Genomic DNA, 17857 nt, shown 5'->3' with positions numbered 1-17857 from the left:
TACTCTTTTTCATACGAGGGACCCCGGCATTCCCCTCCTGCCTGCCGGGGACCCTAATAGAGTTTCTTTTCACCAGTGCACGTCCCGCAGAAAGATCAAAAGATCCCGAGGACGTACGCCGCCGCCCCGAGGAGGGGCGCCCTGCCCCCGAGGTGACTGACCGCGAAATCCGGGAGAGGGAGATAGCGGTCGAGGTGCGGGAGAAAAGACCTGATCAGGAGGTCGCCGTGGTGCTGTGCAAGGGGACCGTCGAGGACGACCACCTCGGGTTCGTAGGCGGCGACGATGTCGGAGAGGGCGCGGGCATTGACCCTGCCGAGAGCGTCCATGAAGGAGAGGGCGAGAGGGTCGCCCCTCTCCGCGGCGCCGAGGATGCCGACGCTCGTCGCGGCGTCGAAGGACGGCGCCGCACCCTGCCCCTCCAGCCAGGCCGCAAAGAAGCGGGGCATCCCTGTCCCCGAGGCATAGGCTTCCCAGTGGCCGGGGTGGCCGCACCCGCAGACACAGCCATACCCCCCGTCCACGAAGAAGTGGCCGACCTCTCCCGCGTTCCCCGACCGTCCAAGAAGCAGGCGGCCGTTCACCACCGCCCCGCCACCGATCCCTGTCGAGAGGGTGACATAGACAAGGTTCTCGACACCCTGCCCGGCACCCTGCCACCTCTCGCCGAGGGCGCCTGCCCGACAGTCGTTGAGAAGAAGGACAGGGAGACCGAACCGCCTCTCCAGGGGTCCGCGGAGCGGCACCTCCGGGAAGGCCATGTTCGGCGAGCAGACGATCAGGCCCGCGGCACAGTCAAGGGGACCGGCCGAGGCGATCCCGATCGCCGCGGGCGAGGCAGGACCCACCACCGCCTCGACGGCGTCGCCGACCGCACGGGTCACGGCAAGGCCCGACTCCCCGACCCGCGGCGTGTCCCCGACCTCAAGCCTGACGATAGACCCGTCATCCGCCACAAGCCCGGCCCGGTAGTGGGTGGCGCCGATATCGACGGCGACCACCGTCTTCCTCTCCATCACCCACCCGGTCGGCGCGGCGGCATATGGGCCTTGCCCTCTCCGGCAAGGGACGCCGCCTCCTGACCGAGCACAGGCAGCAGGGCGTCCCTGTTCGCCTCTGTCACGACGACGAGGCGCACGTCAGGCCTCGCCTTCAAACCCTCGATAAAAGAGTCGCCCCGCAGGGCGACCGTCGCCACCACAGGCAGGGGGCCGTCGAGGAGGGAGACCACCAGGTCCCGGAAACGCGGCGAGAGACACTCCATCTTCCCGATCTCGTCGACGACGACAAGACGCACCCCGGCGCCGGAAAAGGCGGTGGCGGCAAGGAAGGCCTCAAACGCCGCGACGTCCACACCGTACCTCCCCACCCGGTGCCGCCCCCTGATCCCGGTATGCGCAAGCAGGGCCCGCCTGCCGTCGAAGCCCACAAGTTCAAAGCCCGTCCGTCTCCCCTCCTCCCTGACCTCGACCGTGTAAAACCCGGCGACACCGGGCACCCCCTCCGCGACCCGGCGGACGAGAGTCGTCTTCCCCGTCCCCGGCGCTCCCGTGACGAGAAGGTTTGCGACCGTCAGGACTCTTCCCCCTCCTCCTTCTTCCTGACCGTCATCTCGCACTGCGCCTCGCCCATGCACCGGGCGCGGACGAACCTGAGAGTGAAGGCCGGGTTGAGGTGCTCGACCGCCGAGACGGCAAAGGGGAGACACCAGGAGAAAGCGGTGTCGGCGTCACACCCTGCCGCGGTCAGGCACCGCGTGTACGGGCATGCCTTCAGCACGACCGTCGCCCTCTCCGGCGAGGTGGCAAGGACGGAGAACCTGAAGTCCGGGCCGAAGAGCACGACCGACCCGGCCCTGAAGACCTCGCAGACCTCCTCCGCAGTCTCTGTCGGGAAACCAAAGGTCTCCGCGACCTCCCGCACCTCCCGGCCGAGTGCGTACCAGACCGCCTGCTCCCTCTCCTCGGGCGTGCCCTCCTCCTCCCGCAGCGCCCGCGAGTACAGGGCCGGGAGGAGAGAAGCCGCCTGCGTCGCAAACCGCCACCTCGCAAGGGGCGGGATCTCCTCGATCAGGTCTTTCGCCATGACACCACACACTCCGGAAAAAGGGATGCGACCGAAAACCCTACCTCTCCGGCTCGATCCTCATCTGGCACGTCTCCCCGCCCAGGCACATCCGGTCCTCGAATGTGATCCCGTAGGCAGGGTTGAGGCTCCCGACCGCCGCGGTGCAGTAAGACCTGCAGTCAGGGCAGATGGACACCGCAGGGTCCTCTCCCATCTCCCGCGCCCGCGAGAGGTACGGGCAGGACGTCGTGACCACGCGGGCGCAGTCGCGGCCCTGTGCGACCTCCACGTCGCCCTTCAGTTCTGGCCCGAGCATCACCGTCGAGAGAGTGCTGAAAGCCCGGGCCACGTCCCCCGCACCCTTCAGCGGCATGCCGAAGGCGCGGGCGAGGGCACCCTGCGCCTTTCCCCCTTCCGTCCAGATTCCCTGCGAGATCTCGCCGAGTTCGCTCCCGTGCCTCTCGCGGTATACCTTTGCATACGCGAGAGGGAGAGCACTCGCCGCCCGTGTCGCCAGACTCCACCGCACCTCGGCAGGGATGTCGTTGATCTCCACCATCTTTCTCTCCTCCCGGCACCATGCGGCGCCGGGCAGGGATATACAGACTACAATATAAAAAAAGTCCGCACGATAGATCAGCAAGACCATGAAAGAGATCAGGGGAGTCCTCCTCGACATAGACGGCGTCCTCTATGTCGGCAGGAAAGCGGTCGAAGGGGGAAGAGAAACAGTTGCGTGGCTCAGGGACAACGGCATCCCCTTCAGGTGCGTCTCGAACACGACAAGCAGGTCGCGCCAGTCTATCGCGGAAAAGTTGCAGGGCTACGGCTACGACATCGATGCTGGTCTCGTCTTCAACCCACCCCTCGCCGCAATCCACCATATCGCAGGGAAAAAGACCTTCCTCCTCACGCGGGGCAACGTCAGGGACGACTTCGAGGAGGCGGGCATACCTCTCGTCGAGGACGGTGCCGATGTCGTCGTGGTCGGCGACGCGGGCGACGGGTTCTCCTATGCCGCGATGAACCGGGCCTTCAGGATGGTCCTCGACGGCGCCGGGATCGTCGCCCTCGAAAAGGACAGGTACTGGATGGGCGACGACGGCCTCATGCTCTCCGCAGGCCCCTTTGTCACCGCCCTCGAATACGCCACAGGAAAGACGGCGACGGTCGTCGGCAAACCCTCGACCGCCTTCTTCTCCCTCGCCCTCGCCGACATGGGTGTGCCCCCGGAACAGGCGCTGATGGTCGGCGACGATATCAGGACAGATATCGGCGGGGCACAGGCGGCAGGGATGAAGACCGCCCTCGTCATGACAGGAAAGTTCAGAAAAGACACTCTCGACACCTCCCCGTACAGCCCCGACCACCTCATCACCTCGGTCGCCGACCTGCCGGCGGCCCTGAGAGCAACCTATATATAGAGACAGTCGTGACTCTCGCCGGAGGGACGGGAGGAGGGGAGAGTGAAGGAACAGGTACGCCGGACACTCGTCATCGGGATCACGATACTGTGCGCATGCATCATCGTGGCATCGGGGGTCATGCCGTTCCTGCGGCCGGCGGCAATCTATCCGTCCATCACACCGGCTTCGGAGGCCGACGAGACCGGAGACTCGGAGTTTGTCTTCTCCTTCGAGGACCGCACCTATCGGCTCGGCATGCCCGTGGACATGGCCGTCTACAGCGGCGCCCGCAGCGGGCCGAAGAACGCCATCCTCTACGAGAACATATCAGACGACGTCTGGATGACCGGATATTACCGCGCCTTCATCGACGACCCCCACCAGGAAGCGCTGTACGGCAAACTCCTCCACTCCTTCTCCGATCTCAGGGACAAAAAAGACCTCGACTCAGACCGTTATGCCGAACTGATCACCGCCTTCGTGCAGGCGATCCCGTACGAGAACCACCCGAACGGCACGCCGCCCAAGTTCCCGGTCGAGACAGTTGTCGAAGGCACGGGGGACTGCGACGACAAGAGTCTCCTCCTTGCCGCTCTCCTCTCGCGGGCAGGATACGACGTCGCCCTCCTCGACTTCGTCAACGACTCCCACATGGCCGTCGGCATCGCAGGCGACAACAACACCTTCGGGTCGACCGGGTATATCTACATCGAGACGACGGATGTCGGTTTCATCGGGTCGGTCCCCGACGTCCTGGCAAACGGGGCAACACTCTCCGAAGATCCTCTGGTCATACGGACCGGCAACGGCACGACAGAATACACGAGCGGCGACGAGACCGCATATATCGAGATGCGGAAAAGAGAGGCCGAAGAGATCACCGCCACCCTCGGCACCTCCCTTGCAGAGGAGATGACGGCACTGCGGGCTGAAGAGGTGAGGCTCATCGGGGAGAGAGACCGCCTGGAAGAGATGATCGGGGAAGGGGAAACCGCGGACTACAACGCGGGTATCTCCGCGTTCAACGAAGACGCCGCAGCGTATAACACCGCCCTGCAAGCCTACAACAGGGAAAAACAACGGTTCGACGAGGCGCTGGAAGTTTCGGCCCATATTCTCGGCCACTGTTCAGACCGGGCCGAAACCTATCGCTGGCTCATCGACCATCCCCTGGCTCAGACCACGATGCAGGGCGGGCAGAGGTCCTGGTCCGGCAGGTCCTGATTTTTCCTCGCCAGGAAAGCGACCTTCGAGATCTGGTTCCTCCGCTGGACGACCTGATAGGCCCGGGCACGCACGGCGAGTGCACAGAAGGTACTGTCTGTCATGGTCATGGGGTCGGCAGGGAGGTATTCAATACCTGGCCGTGCGCAGGGTGAAAGTGTCGCACGTGCCGATAACTGTTTATCCCCATTTTCTGATATACTCTGGAGGGTTATTCATGCTCAAGATTGAGAACCTGAAGGTCAGGATCGGGGACCGCGAGGTCCTGCACGGGATCGACCTCCAGATCAACGACGGAGAAACGCATGTCCTGATGGGCCCGAACGGTTCAGGCAAGAGCACCCTGCTGATGACGATCATGGGGTTTGGCAACTACCAGGTGACCGAGGGGCGTATCCTCTATAACGGGAAGGACATCACCAGTATGCCCATCGACGAGCGTGCAAAGCTGGGGATCGGAATGCTCTTCCAGCGTCCACCGACGATCTCCGGCCTGAAACTCGGCAAACTCCTCTCCGCTGTTGCAGGTGGCAAGACCGGCGACATCCCCGGATACGCCAGGTCGATGAACATGGAAGGGTTCCTTGAGCGGGACATCAACAAGGGCTTCTCCGGCGGTGAGATCAAGAGGAGCGAGGTGCTCCAGCTGATGGTCCAGAGGCCCGACTTTGTCATGGCCGACGAGCCTGAAAGCGGTGTCGACCTGGAGAACATCTCCCTCATGGGCAATTCGATTGCCCGCCTCCTCCAGAAAGACATGCACATCGTGAACCGCCAGAAGAGCGGGCTTATCATCACCCACACCGGCTACATCCTCAACTATATCGAGGCCGACTTCGGCCACGTCATGATCGACGGGATGATCCGGTGCCACGGCAACCCCCGCGAGATCCTCAACGTGATCAAGGAGAAAGGCTACAAGGAGTGCCTCGCATGCCAGCAGATATGAACGAGTTCTATACTCTCCCGGAGACCGAGCAGGAGCGTCTCACCCAGACGGGCCTTGACGTCAGCATGGAGAACAGGTGCGGGAGTTTCTTCCAGATGGACCAGAAGATCCTCCAGACCACCTGCTCGGCCCAGGGCGTCGAAGTCCTCGCCATCGAGGACGCACTGGAAAAATATGACTGGATGGCAGACAGGTACTGGAACGCCGTCAAGAGGGACAAGGACAAGTACACGAAGTTCGTCGCAAAGCAGGAGCACCCGAAGGGGGTCGTCGTCATCGCCCACAAGGGCACCCGCGCCGTCTTCCCGGTGCAGGCCTGCCTGTACCTCTCGGCAGAACCGGTCCAGACCGTGCACAATATCATGATCGCCGAGGAAGGGGCCGAACTCCACGTCATCTCCGGGTGCGCCAGCGCCAGCGGGGCAAAGAGGGGCTCTCACCTCGGCATCACCGAGTTCTATGTCGGCAAGAACGCACGGCTCACTTCGACGATGATCCACAACTGGAACCCCCATATCTCGGTCTACCCGCGGAGCGCCGCAATCGTCGAGGAGAACGGCGTCTTCATCTCCAACTATGTCTGCATGCACCCGGTCGCACGGGTCCAGATGAATCCTGAAGCGATCCTTGCCGAAAACGCCACGGCACGCTTCTCCTCCATTGTCATCGCACACGAAGGGTCCCACCTCGACCTCGGGTCCCGCGCCGTCCTCCAGGGGAAGGGGAGCAGCGCCGAACTCGTGACCCGCGCCATCACGAAGGGCGGGACAGTCATCTCCCGCGGCTACATCGCCGGCGTCACCGATGAGACGAGGGGGCACATCGAGTGCCGGGGCCTCATCCTCACCGACGGGACGATCCACGCGATCCCCGAGATCGACGGGCGGGTCACCGGCACCGAACTCTCCCATGAGGCGGCGGTCGGCAAGATCGCACGGGACGAGATCGAGTACCTGATGTCCCGCGGTCTCTCCGAGGAGGAGGCGACGGCGACGATCATCCGCGGTTTCCTTGACGTGAAGATCGAGGGACTGCCACCGGTACTCCAGAAACAGATCGACGCGGCGATCGACGCATCTGAAGCAGGATATTGAGATAGACGATGGAGAGGGACTACACAGAGGAGCGCCACCACATGGTGGACAAACAGATCCGGGCGCGGGGTGTCAGGAGCGCCCGGGTCGTCGCCGCGATGCTCGAAGTCCCCCGCCACCTTTTTGTCCCGCCGGGTCTGCGGGGCGTCGCCTATGGCGACCACCCTCTCCCCATCGGGAGCGGTCAGACGATCTCCCAGCCCTATATCGTCGCCGTTATGATAGAACTCCTCGCGGTGGAAGACAGCGACCGCATCCTCGAGATTGGGGCGGGGAGCGGCTACCAGGCGGCGGTCCTCGGCCGTCTCGCCGCCGAGGTCTGGAGTGTCGAGCGCCTGCCCGAACTTGCCGACCTCGCCACGCGGAACCTTGCCGGTCTGGGGGTGGAGAACGTCCATGTCGTCACGGCTGACGGCACCCTGGGCCTGCCCGAACACGCCCCGTACGACGGGATCATCGTGACTGCGGCGACCCCGTCGGTCCCGCAGCCCCTCTTCGACCAGCTCGCCGACGGCGGGAGGCTTGTCGCTCCGGTCGGGAGCCGCGAACTCCAGTACCTGATGTGCTACACCCGCCGCGGCGACGATATCGTCCCGGCTTCGTGGGGTGCGGTCTGCTTCGTCCCCCTCGTCGGGGAGCACGGCTGGGAAGAGTGATGTCCGTGTTCCATGACGTCACCCGCCCTCTCTCCGGGGAGACTGTTATCTATCCGGGCGACCCTGCCGTCACCTTCAGGCGGGAGGAGCACGGGGACTACCGTATCGCCGCTCTCGCCCTCGGGACGCACTCCGGCACCCATATCGACGCCCCCTCCCACTACCTGAAGGACGGGGCGACTGTCGACGCCATCCCGCCAGAGCGTCTTATCGGGAGGTGCCGGGTCGTCGACCTCGGGGAAAGGACGGTGATCACGCGGGGCGACCTCGAAGGCCGGACCGGTTGTGCCGATAAGGTCCTCCTGAAGACGGGGTTCTCCGGAAGAACCGCGTTTGATCCCGCGTACCCGCACCTGACCGCGGACGCGGCGGCTTTCCTCGCGGAGGCCGGGGTCGTCTGCATCGGTATCGACTCCCCCTCGATCGAGGCCTTCGACGGCGACGGCACGGTCCACCGCACCCTCCTCCAGGAGGGCATCGCGATAATCGAACTCCTCGACCTCTCCGGTGTACCCGGAGGAGACTATTATATGATCGCCCTGCCTCTCCGTCTCAAAGGGCTCGACGGAGCGCCGGCGAGGGTGGTCCTCTCTGACACGCCCATCTCCTGAGGTGACAATGAACCTGATTGCAACTGCCGTACAGCGGCTTGAAGAGATCATGAAAGACGCAGGTTGCGAGGAGGGCGTCGTCTCCCTCGCACAGAACCCGAAACTCCCCCTCTGCCCGTACCCGCGGGGGGTCTGCACAGAGGCGTGCTTCGGCGACAGACACGGCCACGTGGTCACCGCCGACCCTATCCGGGCGTGCACGAAGGTCTCGTTCATGTTCGGCGCTCCGCTCAGGAGCCCGGTAGAAAGGACGGCGGCCTGCGCCATCATCAACGCCGTCACCGGGTTTTTCTGCATCAACAGGAAGACGAACGCCTGCGACGGGGTGCACCATGCCCCCTGCCTCGAAAAACTCCTGGCCGAGGTCGAAGGGAAGAGGGTTGCCGTCGTCGGCGAGGCAAAGGGCCTCCCCGACGCCCTCGGTGCGGCACTCGTCTCCGACCCGGCCGACGCCGACATACTCCTCGTCACCGGCCCCGGCCTCGTCTCCGACGAGGGACTTGCCGCGATCGAGGCCGCCCCCGGGACAAAGAGGGTGATCTTCCTCGGCCCCTCCACAGCGGGCGTCGCCCTCCTCCAGAAGGTCGAGCACTGGTGCCCCTACGGGCACTGAAAGGACCGGCCCTTCCTATTTTTATACCCTGTTCGGGCCCATTTTTTATGGTGAATTTTCATACTTCGGTCAATGCCTCCTCCTGATGCACTATGAAAGGAGACATCGATCACCCGCCTTCCCCACAATCTATGCCGGGGGACACTCGAAGCCCTAACGGTCTTCTCGTTGCCCCCGGACAGCGAAGATCTTCGATCTTCTCGACTCCCTCCGGTCGTCCCCCGATCTACGATAGGGTCGGGGAAGGGAGAACCGAGATCCTGCTGAGGGAAATTGCCATCCCCCTATCCTGCACCGGGGGCCCGGGGGCGGTAGTCCCCCGGACAAGATGCCGATCTACCGTCTTCCCCGCACCGCCCCCTCCGGAACGGCCGCACAAATCGCGATTATAATAATCTCGATACCTTGAAAAGATCCCCGCGGCCCAATCCCCAAACCTCATATCCTGTGAGGGCGCAGACGTACTCATGCTATTCGGCTCTTCAGGGATCAGAAGAGAATATTCCGGGGAGTTCGCCGACCTCGCCATCCGGGTCGGCGCCGCCGCGTGCACCGGCGGGACCGCCGTCGTCGGCAGGGACGCCCGGACAACCGGACAGGTCCTCGCGGACAGTGTCAGTGCCGGCCTCCTCTCGGCCGGATGCGACGTTTACACCTGCGGCATCGCCCCCACCCCGACAGTCGCCTGCGCCGCACGGGCCCACGACCTCGGCGTCATGATCACCGCCTCGCACAACCCGGAGGAGTACAACGGGATCAAACTCCTGAACCCGGACGGGTCCTCGTTCACCGCCGCCCAGCAGACCGCCATGGAAGAGGCACTCGCACAGGACCACTGGACCGGTTGGGAATCGCAGGGGAGCGTCCACACCCTCGACGCCGTCGCCATCCACAAAGACGCCATCCTCAGCACCCTCACGCTCCCTGAAGGCCTCGATGTCGTCGTGGACTGCGGGAACGGCGCCGGCAGCATGATCACCCCCACCCTCCTTGCCGAGGGAGGCGTGCGCCCCCTCGCCCTCAACGCCAACCCGAACGGCCGCTTTGTCAGGCCCTCCGAACCCCTGGAGGCAAACCTCCCGTACATGCCTGCAATGGTGCGGAAAGCAGACGCCGCCTGCGGCATCGTCCACGACGGCGACGCCGACCGGATGATGGCCTTCGACGGGAAGGGCCGGTACATCGGCGGCGACCACCTTTTGATGCTCTTTGCAAAATACCTGGGTGCCCGCCGCGTCGTCACCACCGCCGACGCCTCGATGGCGATCGAGGAGGTCGCGGAGGTGAGGCGGACGCCTGTCGGCGACACCTACGTCTCCGAGGAACTCCTCAGGTGGGGCGACTTCGGCGGAGAACCCTCGGGGGCATGGATCTTCCCGAAGAACTCCCTCTGTCCGGACGGCATCTATGCCGCCGCTCTCCTCTGCGAGATCGCCGGGGCATGGGACATCGCCGCCGAGGTCGCAGAGATGCCCACATACCCGATCCTCAGGGACTCCGTCCGCCTTGAGAACGCCCGCGACCTGATGGTTACGCTCGGCGCCGCCGTCCCGACAGACGGCATCCGCCTCGAAGACGAAGACGGGTGGTGCCTCATCAGGGCGAGCGGGACAGAACCGAAGATCCGCTTCACCGCCGAGGGCAGGGACGCCGCCGCAGCGAAAAAGATGATGGAGAAAGGGAAGGCGCGTCTCGCCGCCGCCCGCCACGGGAGGGACGCCGCATGAAGTGCGTCATCCTTGCCGCCGGCGAGGGAAAGCGGATGCGTCCGCTCACCGCAGAGAGGCCGAAGGTTATGCTTCCCATCGCCAACAGGCCGATGCTCGAACACCTGGTCGACGCCGTGCGGGACGCCGGGATCACCGAGATCATCCTTGTCGTCGGCTACGGCGAGAGAGAAGTGCGGGAGTGGTTCGGCGACGGCGAACGCCTCGGCGTCTCCATCCGCTACGTCCCCCAGCGTCACCAGTTAGGTACGGCTGACGCCCTCCTCGCCACAAAGGGACTTGTGAGCGGTCGGTTCCTGATGCTCAACGGCGACATGATCGTGGAGACCCGTGACCTTGCCGCCCTCTGCCAGATGGACGCACCCTGCATGGGCATCTACGCGTCAGACCACCCGCAGGACTACGGCGTCGTCACCACGGAGGGCGACCGCATCACCGGCCTCGAAGAAAAATCGCCGCACCCGAAGAGCCGGACCATCAACGCGGGAGTGTACCTCTTCGACGCCGGGATCTACGACCTCCTCGAAGAGGTCTCTCTCTCGGGCCGCGGGGAGTACGAACTGACCGACGCCCTTGCGGAGTACATTAGAGAGGGGCGACTGCGGGCGCACCCCCTCGCGACCTGGATGGACGTCGGGTCGCCCTGGGACCTCCTCGACGCCAACGCCACCCTCCTTGCCGGCATGAAACCGGCCTCCGGGGGGGAGATAGAGGACGGCGTCGTCGTCCACGGGAAACTCATCCTCGGGAAGGGTTCGGTCGTCAAGGCCGGGACATATATCGAAGGGGACTGCATCATCGGGGAGGGGTGCACCATCGGGCCCCACGCCTATCTCCGCGGCTCGACCGCGATCGGCGACCGCTGCCACATCGGCCACGCCGTCGAGATCAAAAACTCGATCATCTTCCCGGAGACAAAGGTCCCGCACTTCAACTATATCGGCGACTCTGTCATCGGGAGCGGTTGCAACTTCGGCGCCGGGACGAAGATCGCAAACCTCAGGCACGACCACGGCATCGTCAGGGCCAGCGGCAGGTCGACGGGCAGAAAGAAGTTCGGGGCTATCGTCGGCGACCACGTCCTCTTCGGGATCAACTGCTCCGTCAACGTGGGGAGCGTCATCGGGAGTTACTCCCTCATCGGCCCCCACTGTCTCGTCGAAGGGACCGTCGCCGAGAGGACGATCATCAGGTAGGTGAAGAGAGATGCAGGCAGTCATTCTCGCAGCAGGCGAGGGAAAAAGGCTCAGGCCCCTCACCCATACAATGCCCAAGGCGATGGTACCGGTGGCGAACAGACCGATCCTGGAGTACATCATCAGGGCCCTGGAGAAGAACGGGATCAGGGAGATCATCGTCGTCGTCGGCTACAAAAAGGAGCATGTCATCCGCCACCTCAACACCCTGGACGTCCCGGTCAGGGTCGTCGTGCAGGAGAAACAACTTGGCACCGCCCATGCCCTGGCATGCGCCGCACCCCTGATCACCGGCGACTTCCTCCTCCTCCCGGGCGACAACTATGTCGACACCGCTTCCATCGCCAGGATCATGCGGGAGAAAAACGCCGTGCTCACCTGGGAGCACCCGCACCCCTCGAACTTCGGCGTCCTCGTCATCAAGGACGGCCTGGTGAAGGAAGTGATCGAGAAACCCCAGGAAGCACCGGGATTTACCGTCTCGACCGGCATCTTCTCCCTCGACCCCTCCTTCCTCAGGTACCTCGAGGAGACGGAGATCCCGGACGCCGTCAACAGGATGATCAGGGCGGGCACCCCCCTGAAGGCCGTCGCCGCCGCAGACTGGCAGGACGCCGTCTACCCCTGGGACCTCCTCAAACTGAACGCCGCACTCCTGCGTGACGTCAGGCAGGAGCGGGCAGGCAGGAGCGGGCCCGGCGTTGTGATCAGGGGCAGGGTCTCCATCGGGAAGGGGACGACCATCGGCCCGAACACCACCATCATGGGGCCGGCAGTCATCGGAGACGACTGCGACATCGGCGCAAACTGTGTCGTCATGCCGGAGACGAGCATCGGGGCCAGGGTACGGGTCGAACCTTTCACCATGATCGGCCAGTCGGTCGTCCTCGACGACGTGAACATTGGTTCCCATTCCCGGATCACCGAGGCGGTCGTCGGCACCGGGTCGCACCTCGGCGACCACGCCACCACCTTCCCCACAAAGACGATCTTCTCGATAGAGAGAGAGATGATCGGGGCGAAGTTCGGGGCGATCATCGGGGACCAGATGCGTTCGGCACCATTCTGTATCTTCAGGAACTGCATCGTGGGGAACGATGTGGTCATCGATGACGGAAAAACGATTTATGGAGAGATACCCGATGGGGCAAAACTATTATAGGATCGCAGGGGAGTAGCAGAGTTAGCCGGATTCGTGATTACCATGTGCGGGATAGTAGGATATATCGGCTGGAGGGACGCGGCGCCCCTGATCATCGAGGGCCTCAGGCGCCTGGAGTACCGGGGGTATGACTCCTTCGGCGTCGCAACGGAAAACGGAGATATCAGGGTCGTCAAAAAGACAGGGAGGATCTCGGACAACCACCTCGACCTCTCGGCGCTCAGCGGGACCATCGGCATCGGCCACACCCGCTGGGCGACGCACGGCGTCCCCAACGAGCAGAACGCCCACCCCCACACCGACTGCACCGGCGCGATCGCCGTCGTCCACAACGGTATCATCGAGAACTACGCCGTGCTCAGGAGAAAACTCACCGAGAAAGGCCACCACTTCAGGAGCGAGACGGACACCGAGGTGATCGCACACCTCATTGAAGAGTATTACACCGGCGACCTCCTCGCCGCCGTCACCGAGACCGTCCGCCACCTCGAAGGATCCTATGCGATCCTGGCCCTCGCAAAGGACGACCCGAGAATCGTTGCCGCCCGCAGAAGCAGTCCGCTCGTCCTCGGCATCGGCGACGGCGAGATGCTCTGCGCCTCAGACGTCACCCCCCTCCTCGACCACACCGAGCGTGTGACTTTCCTCGAGGACGGTGACATCGCCGCCCTCACCCCCGCCCGGATCGATGTCTACCACGACGGAATACCCGTCGAAAGACAGGTCGACCATATCACCTGGAGCGTGGACGATGCAAAGAAAGGGGGGTTCACGCATTACATGCTCAAGGAGATCTACGAACAACCCCAGGCATTCTACAACACCATCAAGGGCCTCGAAGGGGACAGTCGCCTTGCCATGGTCAGGATCGCACCTGAACTGACGGTGGCGGCCTGCGGGACGTCGTACCACGCAGCCCTCATCTTCCGTTACCTCGCCGAGTATTATGGCAGGAAGAGGGTCAATGTCGAACTCGCCTCAGAGTTCAAGTATTACGCTCCCCCCATCCGCGAACTTGTCATCGCCGTCTCCCAGTCAGGAGAGACAGCAGACACCCTCGCGGCGATCGACCAGGCAAAGGCGCACAACTGCCCGGCCCTTGCCATCACAAATGTCCTCGGGAGTACGATCACCAGGAAGGCGGACTGGACTCTCTTCATGTGCGCCGGACCTGAGATCAGTGTCGCCGCCACCAAGTCGTTCACCGCACAGCTTGCGGTCTTCATGGCTATGGTGAACACGATGTGCGACAGGCAGTTCGACGACGTCCTCGTCCACGCCCACTGCTCTATCGAGCGTGTGCTCTCCTCAGAACTCGGCAAAGCCGTCGCTTTAATATCAGGGGCAGAGGAGATGTTCTATGTCGGGCGGGGCGTCTTCTACCCGGTCGCCCTCGAAGGGGCGCTGAAGATGAAGGAGATCTCCTACATCCATGCAGAAGGCTATGCCGCAGGCGAACTCAAGCACGGGCCGTTCGCACTGCTCTCCCCGGAAACGCCCGTCGTCGCCATATGCATGCCGGGCAGGACCTACGGCGTGATGCTCTCCAATATCAAGGAGATGAAGGCGAGAGGGGCACCGATCATCGGCATCGGCGTCGAAGGAGACACGGAGGTGGAACATGTCGTCGACATCTTCATCCCTGTGCCCGACGACCACCCGATGGTGAGGGTGCTCACCGTCTCCGTCGTCCTGCAACTCCTCGCCTACCGCACTGCATGTGCTTTAAACAGGGACATCGACAAACCAAGGAACCTTGCAAAGAGTGTGACCGTCGAATGATAGAATATGGCAAAAACAGGCTGGGAGATGGCGCACGCGTCTTCGAGCCGGTGACTCTCGGCTTCCCGTCACGGGACAGGCTTGACCAGAAGGACTATCCTGGCACTGTCATCGGGAAGAACGCCGTCCTCAGGTCGGGGACGATCATCTACTGCGACGTCGAGATCGGGGACGAGTTCTCGAGCGGGCATAACGTGCTGATCAGGGAGAGGACAAAGATCGGCGACCATGTCGCCGTCGGTACGTCGGCCGTGATCGAGGGGGACTGCGTCCTCGGAAACCACGTCTCTCTCCAGAGCATGGTCTACATCCCGACGAACACGATGATCGGGAACAACGTCTTCATCGGGCCGAACGCCGTCCTGACAAACGACCGCTACCCGCCTCGGGGCCGGCCGCCCCTCCAGGGCCCTGTGGTGAGGGACGGCGTCTCCATCGGGGCGGGCGCGGTGATCCTCCCGGGGATCACGATCGGCGAGGGGGCGCTCGTCGCCGCCGGTGCCGTCGTCACCCATGACGTCCCGGCCAGGACGATGGCGATCGGGGCGCCGGCACGCTTTGTCGACCTTCCTGCGGAGATGTGCGACTGATATGATCCCGATCGCACACCCCCTTCTCGGGGCAGAGGAAGCGGACGCCGTGACAGCGGTCCTGGCCTCAGGTATGATCGCCCAGGGCCCGGTCACCACAGCATTTGAGCAGGAATTCGCAGCATATTGCCGGGTCAAACACGCCGTCGCCGTCAACTCGGGCACGGCGGCACTCCATGCGGCTCTCCTTGCCGCCGGTGTCGGGCCGGGGGACGAGGTGGTCGTCCCGGCCTTCACCTTCTTTGCGACCGCGTCCTCGGTCTCGATGTGCGGCGCCACGCCGGTCTTTGCCGACGTCGACCCCGACCTCTTCACCATCGACCCGGCGAGTGTCCACGACAGGATCACGCCGCGGACAAAGGCCGTGATCGGCGTCCACCTCTACGGCCAGCCCTGCGACGCCGGGGCCCTGCGGGAGGTCTGCGACGACCGCCACCTCGTCTTCATCGAGGACGCCGCCCAGGCCCACGGGGCAGAGTACCACGGGAAGAGGACCGGGTCCCTCGGCGACCTCGCCTGCTTCTCCTTCTATGCCACGAAGAACATGGCGACAGGTGAGGGCGGTATGGTCACGACGTCGTCGGACGACTACGACGCCCGCCTCCGCCGGGTGATCAACCACGGCCAGGCAGACAAGTACCTCCACACAGAACTTGGCTACAATTACCGCCTCACCGACATCGCCGCCGCGATCGGCCGGGTGCAGCTGAAAAAACTCGACGGATTCAACAGGCGCCGGCAGGAGAACGCGGCGTATTATGACGACCACATCCATGCCGCCGGGGTCCTCACGCCGCCGGTGGCGGCGGGCATGACCCATGTCTACCACCAGTACGTGCTGCGTGTGACAGGGGATGCGTCCCTCTCGCGGGACGACCTGATGGCGGCACTGAGGGAGAAGGGGATAGGCTGCGCCGTTCACTACCCGATCGCCCTGAACAGGCAGCCGTATTATGCAGGGGCCGACTCCTGCCCGGTCGCCGAATCTCTTGCAGACTCTGTCTTCTCCATCCCCGTCCACCCGGCGGTATCGGACGAAGAACGCACATACATATGCGACACGATCAACGAGGTGGTCTAGAATGGACGCAGGCGTTATCGGCACCGGCACGATGGGCAGGAACCATGTGCGGGTCTACACCGAACTGAAGGAGGTCGGGACGACGTACGTCTACGACCTCGACCAGAAGGCCGCAGAGAGAGTGGCGGCCGCCACCGGCGCCGAGGTCTGCACCTCGATGGACGAACTCCTCAGGAAGGCCGAGTGCGTCTCCGTCGCCGTCCCGACGCCGTACCACTTCTCGACGGCAGGGCAGGTGATCGGGGCCGGGGTGCACACACTCATCGAGAAGCCGATCTGTCTCACCAGCGAGGAGGGAAAACAACTCCTCGGTTTGATCCCCGACGACGTCACCGTCGGCGTCGGCCATATCGAGCGCTTCAACCCGGTCGTCGACGAAGTGAAAAGGCTCGTCAGAGATCCCCTCTATGTCCAGGTCTCCCGGCACAACCCGGCATCGGCACGGGTAACCGGGTCGTCGGTCGTCGAGGACCTGATGATCCACGACATCGACATCGTCTTCCACGCCCTCTTCAACGGCCCGTACACCCTTGCAGGCAGCGGCACCACAGATATCGCCGGGGCCCTCTTCACCTTCGGGACGACTCCGGTCTACCTCTCCGCAAGCAGGAAGTCCTCGAAGAAGGTCAGGAAGATCTACGTCGAGGAGGAAGACCTGACGGTCGAAGGCGACTTCATGACCCAGGAGGTCTACGTCTACCGGAAACCCGGCGCATACGGTCAGGAAAACGGGCTGTACCGCCAGGAGAACATCATCGAGAAGGTGCTCGTGAACAAGGTCGAGCCCCTGAAAATAGAACTCCAGACTTTTGTCAGGGCGGCACGCGACGGCACGCCCTTCCCGGTATCGCCGGCAGAGGGGCTTGAGAACCTCAGGATCTGCGAGGAGATCAGAGGGAGTCTCTCCGGCTAAACTTCTTTTCCCCGATCGCTGGCTACTTTATTCCTGCACACCCATATTCATTCAGGTTCCGGGATCACCATGAAAAGCAGACTATCATCGATCATAGCACGGAAAGGCCCGATCCGGCGGGTCGGCGTCATCGGCATGGGCTACGTGGGCATCCCCGCGGCAGTGCTCTTCGCCGACGCCCCGGAGTTCGAGCACGTCTACGGCTTCCAGCGCGACTCTCAGACGTCAGGGTATAAGATCGCGATGCTCAACAGGGGCGAGTCGCCCCTGAAAGGGGAGGAGCCTGGCCTCGAAGACCTCCTCCAGAAGGTCGTCTCAGGCGGGAAGTTCGAGTGCACACCTGACTTCTCGAAGATCGCCGAGTGCGACGCCGTCACCCTCGCCATCCAGACACCCTTCAAGGACAAAAAAGACCTCCTCCCCGACTTCACCCCCCTGATCGCGGGGATCAGGAATGTCGGGAGGTACCTCACGCCCGGCACCCTCGTGGTGCTCGAGTCGACGATCACGCCAGGGACGACCGCGGGCATGGCCCGCCAGATCCTGGAGGAGGAGTCGGGCCTCGTCGCGGGCGAGGACTTCGCCCTGGCCCACGCACCCGAGAGGGTGATGGTCGGACGCCTCCTGCGGAACATCCGCGAGCACGACCGCATCGTCGGCGGCATCGAAGAGGTCTCAACGAAGCGTGCCGTCGAACTCTACTCCCCTGTCCTCACCACAGGCCGCGTCATCCCGATGACCGCGACCGCCGCCGAGGTGACGAAGACCGCCGAGAACACCTTCCGC

General features: G+C 63.7%; 19 protein-coding genes and 1 pseudogene. 15 read left to right on the top strand and 5 right to left on the bottom strand.

Annotated features, from left to right (window positions below):
- Nucleotides 1–95: 95 nt before the first annotated feature.
- The 4 genes from Q0520_RS12060 to Q0520_RS12045 are packed head-to-tail and all read right to left on the bottom strand — an operon-like array spanning nucleotide 96 to nucleotide 2716.
- Nucleotides 96–1016 carry an ROK family protein gene (locus tag Q0520_RS12060; protein ID WP_298670419.1) on the bottom strand — a complete coding sequence of 307 codons (921 nt, stop codon included), beginning with the start codon at nucleotides 1014–1016 and terminating at the stop codon, nucleotides 96–98.
- On the bottom strand, nucleotides 1016–1618 hold the full coding sequence (locus Q0520_RS12055) for a nucleoside-triphosphatase (protein ID WP_298670417.1): 603 nt from the start codon (nucleotides 1616–1618) through the stop codon (nucleotides 1016–1018). Before Q0520_RS12055 ends, Q0520_RS12060 begins: the two co-directional genes overlap by 1 nt.
- A complete protein-coding gene (locus Q0520_RS12050) occupies nucleotides 1573–2085 on the bottom strand; it encodes a hypothetical protein (protein WP_298670415.1) in 513 nt (170 codons plus the stop codon). Before Q0520_RS12050 ends, Q0520_RS12055 begins: the two co-directional genes overlap by 46 nt.
- A gap of 40 nt (nucleotides 2086–2125) precedes the next feature.
- Nucleotides 2126–2716, bottom strand: coding sequence for a hypothetical protein (locus tag Q0520_RS12045; protein ID WP_298670413.1), 591 nt, complete (start codon nucleotides 2714–2716; stop codon nucleotides 2126–2128).
- On the opposite strand from Q0520_RS12045, the gene Q0520_RS12040 reads away from it, so the two are divergent.
- The gene (locus Q0520_RS12040; RefSeq protein ID WP_298670411.1) at nucleotides 2715–3491 is read left to right on the top strand and encodes a TIGR01458 family HAD-type hydrolase; all 777 of its coding nucleotides are present in this window, start codon (nucleotides 2715–2717) and stop codon (nucleotides 3489–3491) included. The genes Q0520_RS12045 and Q0520_RS12040 overlap by 2 nt on opposite strands.
- 42 nt (nucleotides 3492–3533) lie before the next feature.
- The gene (locus Q0520_RS12035; protein WP_298670409.1) at nucleotides 3534–4697 is read left to right on the top strand and encodes a hypothetical protein; all 1164 of its coding nucleotides are present in this window, start codon (nucleotides 3534–3536) and stop codon (nucleotides 4695–4697) included.
- On the opposite strand, the gene Q0520_RS12030 is transcribed toward Q0520_RS12035, so the two are convergent.
- A complete protein-coding gene (locus tag Q0520_RS12030) occupies nucleotides 4649–4801 on the bottom strand; it encodes a hypothetical protein (protein ID WP_298670407.1) in 153 nt (50 codons plus the stop codon). The genes Q0520_RS12035 and Q0520_RS12030 overlap by 49 nt on opposite strands.
- A gap of 113 nt (nucleotides 4802–4914) precedes the next feature.
- Between Q0520_RS12030 and Q0520_RS12025 the strand changes: the two genes are divergently transcribed.
- The 13 genes and pseudogenes from Q0520_RS12025 to Q0520_RS11965 all read left to right on the top strand — a co-directional run.
- The gene (locus Q0520_RS12025; RefSeq protein WP_298670405.1) at nucleotides 4915–5646 is read left to right on the top strand and encodes an ABC transporter ATP-binding protein; all 732 of its coding nucleotides are present in this window, start codon (nucleotides 4915–4917) and stop codon (nucleotides 5644–5646) included.
- Complete coding sequence (locus tag Q0520_RS12020; protein WP_298670403.1) at nucleotides 5631–6740, top strand: SufD family Fe-S cluster assembly protein; 1110 nt, start codon at nucleotides 5631–5633, stop codon at nucleotides 6738–6740. Before Q0520_RS12025 ends, Q0520_RS12020 begins: the two co-directional genes overlap by 16 nt.
- A gap of 8 nt (nucleotides 6741–6748) precedes the next feature.
- Nucleotides 6749–7396 (top strand): protein-L-isoaspartate(D-aspartate) O-methyltransferase, encoded by a 648-nt coding sequence (locus Q0520_RS12015; protein WP_298670401.1) that lies wholly within the window; start codon nucleotides 6749–6751, stop codon nucleotides 7394–7396.
- Nucleotides 7396–8007, top strand: a complete 612-nt coding sequence (locus Q0520_RS12010; RefSeq protein ID WP_298670399.1) for a cyclase family protein — start codon at nucleotides 7396–7398, stop codon at nucleotides 8005–8007. Before Q0520_RS12015 ends, Q0520_RS12010 begins: the two co-directional genes overlap by 1 nt.
- A 7-nt stretch (nucleotides 8008–8014) precedes the next feature.
- Nucleotides 8015–8620 (top strand): hypothetical protein, encoded by a 606-nt coding sequence (locus Q0520_RS12005; protein ID WP_298670397.1) that lies wholly within the window; start codon nucleotides 8015–8017, stop codon nucleotides 8618–8620.
- 467 nt (nucleotides 8621–9087) lie between these two features.
- Nucleotides 9088–10347 carry a phosphopentomutase/phosphoglucosamine mutase gene (locus Q0520_RS12000; RefSeq protein WP_298670395.1) on the top strand — a complete coding sequence of 420 codons (1260 nt, stop codon included), beginning with the start codon at nucleotides 9088–9090 and terminating at the stop codon, nucleotides 10345–10347.
- A complete protein-coding gene (glmU, locus tag Q0520_RS11995; protein WP_298670393.1) occupies nucleotides 10344–11543 on the top strand; it encodes a bifunctional sugar-1-phosphate nucleotidylyltransferase/acetyltransferase in 1200 nt (399 codons plus the stop codon). Before Q0520_RS12000 ends, glmU (Q0520_RS11995) begins: the two co-directional genes overlap by 4 nt.
- Nucleotides 11544–11553: 10 nt before the next feature.
- Entirely contained in the window at nucleotides 11554–12705 is a 1152-nt protein-coding gene (glmU, locus tag Q0520_RS11990; RefSeq protein ID WP_298670391.1) for a bifunctional sugar-1-phosphate nucleotidylyltransferase/acetyltransferase, read from the top strand.
- A gap of 42 nt (nucleotides 12706–12747) precedes the next feature.
- Nucleotides 12748–14487 carry a glutamine--fructose-6-phosphate transaminase (isomerizing) gene (glmS, locus tag Q0520_RS11985; protein WP_298670443.1) on the top strand — a complete coding sequence of 580 codons (1740 nt, stop codon included), beginning with the start codon at nucleotides 12748–12750 and terminating at the stop codon, nucleotides 14485–14487.
- A complete protein-coding gene (locus Q0520_RS11980) occupies nucleotides 14484–15077 on the top strand; it encodes an acyltransferase (RefSeq protein ID WP_298670389.1) in 594 nt (197 codons plus the stop codon). Before glmS ends, Q0520_RS11980 begins: the two co-directional genes overlap by 4 nt.
- A 1-nt stretch (nucleotide 15078) precedes the next feature.
- Nucleotides 15079–16158 (top strand): DegT/DnrJ/EryC1/StrS aminotransferase family protein, encoded by a 1080-nt coding sequence (locus Q0520_RS11975; RefSeq protein WP_298670387.1) that lies wholly within the window; start codon nucleotides 15079–15081, stop codon nucleotides 16156–16158.
- A complete protein-coding gene (locus Q0520_RS11970) occupies nucleotides 16067–17071 on the top strand; it encodes a Gfo/Idh/MocA family protein (RefSeq protein ID WP_298670386.1) in 1005 nt (334 codons plus the stop codon). Before Q0520_RS11975 ends, Q0520_RS11970 begins: the two co-directional genes overlap by 92 nt.
- Before the next feature lie 69 nt (nucleotides 17072–17140).
- Nucleotides 17141–17857 (top strand): annotated as a pseudogene (locus Q0520_RS11965) (nucleotide sugar dehydrogenase); the annotation flags it as partial.

It is taken from the genome of uncultured Methanofollis sp., assembly GCF_937919355.1.
In the GTDB taxonomy this organism is placed as follows: domain Archaea; phylum Halobacteriota; class Methanomicrobia; order Methanomicrobiales; family Methanofollaceae; genus Methanofollis.
The sequence above is the reverse complement of the archived record's forward strand: the minus strand, read 5'-3'. Positions and strand labels throughout refer to the sequence as shown.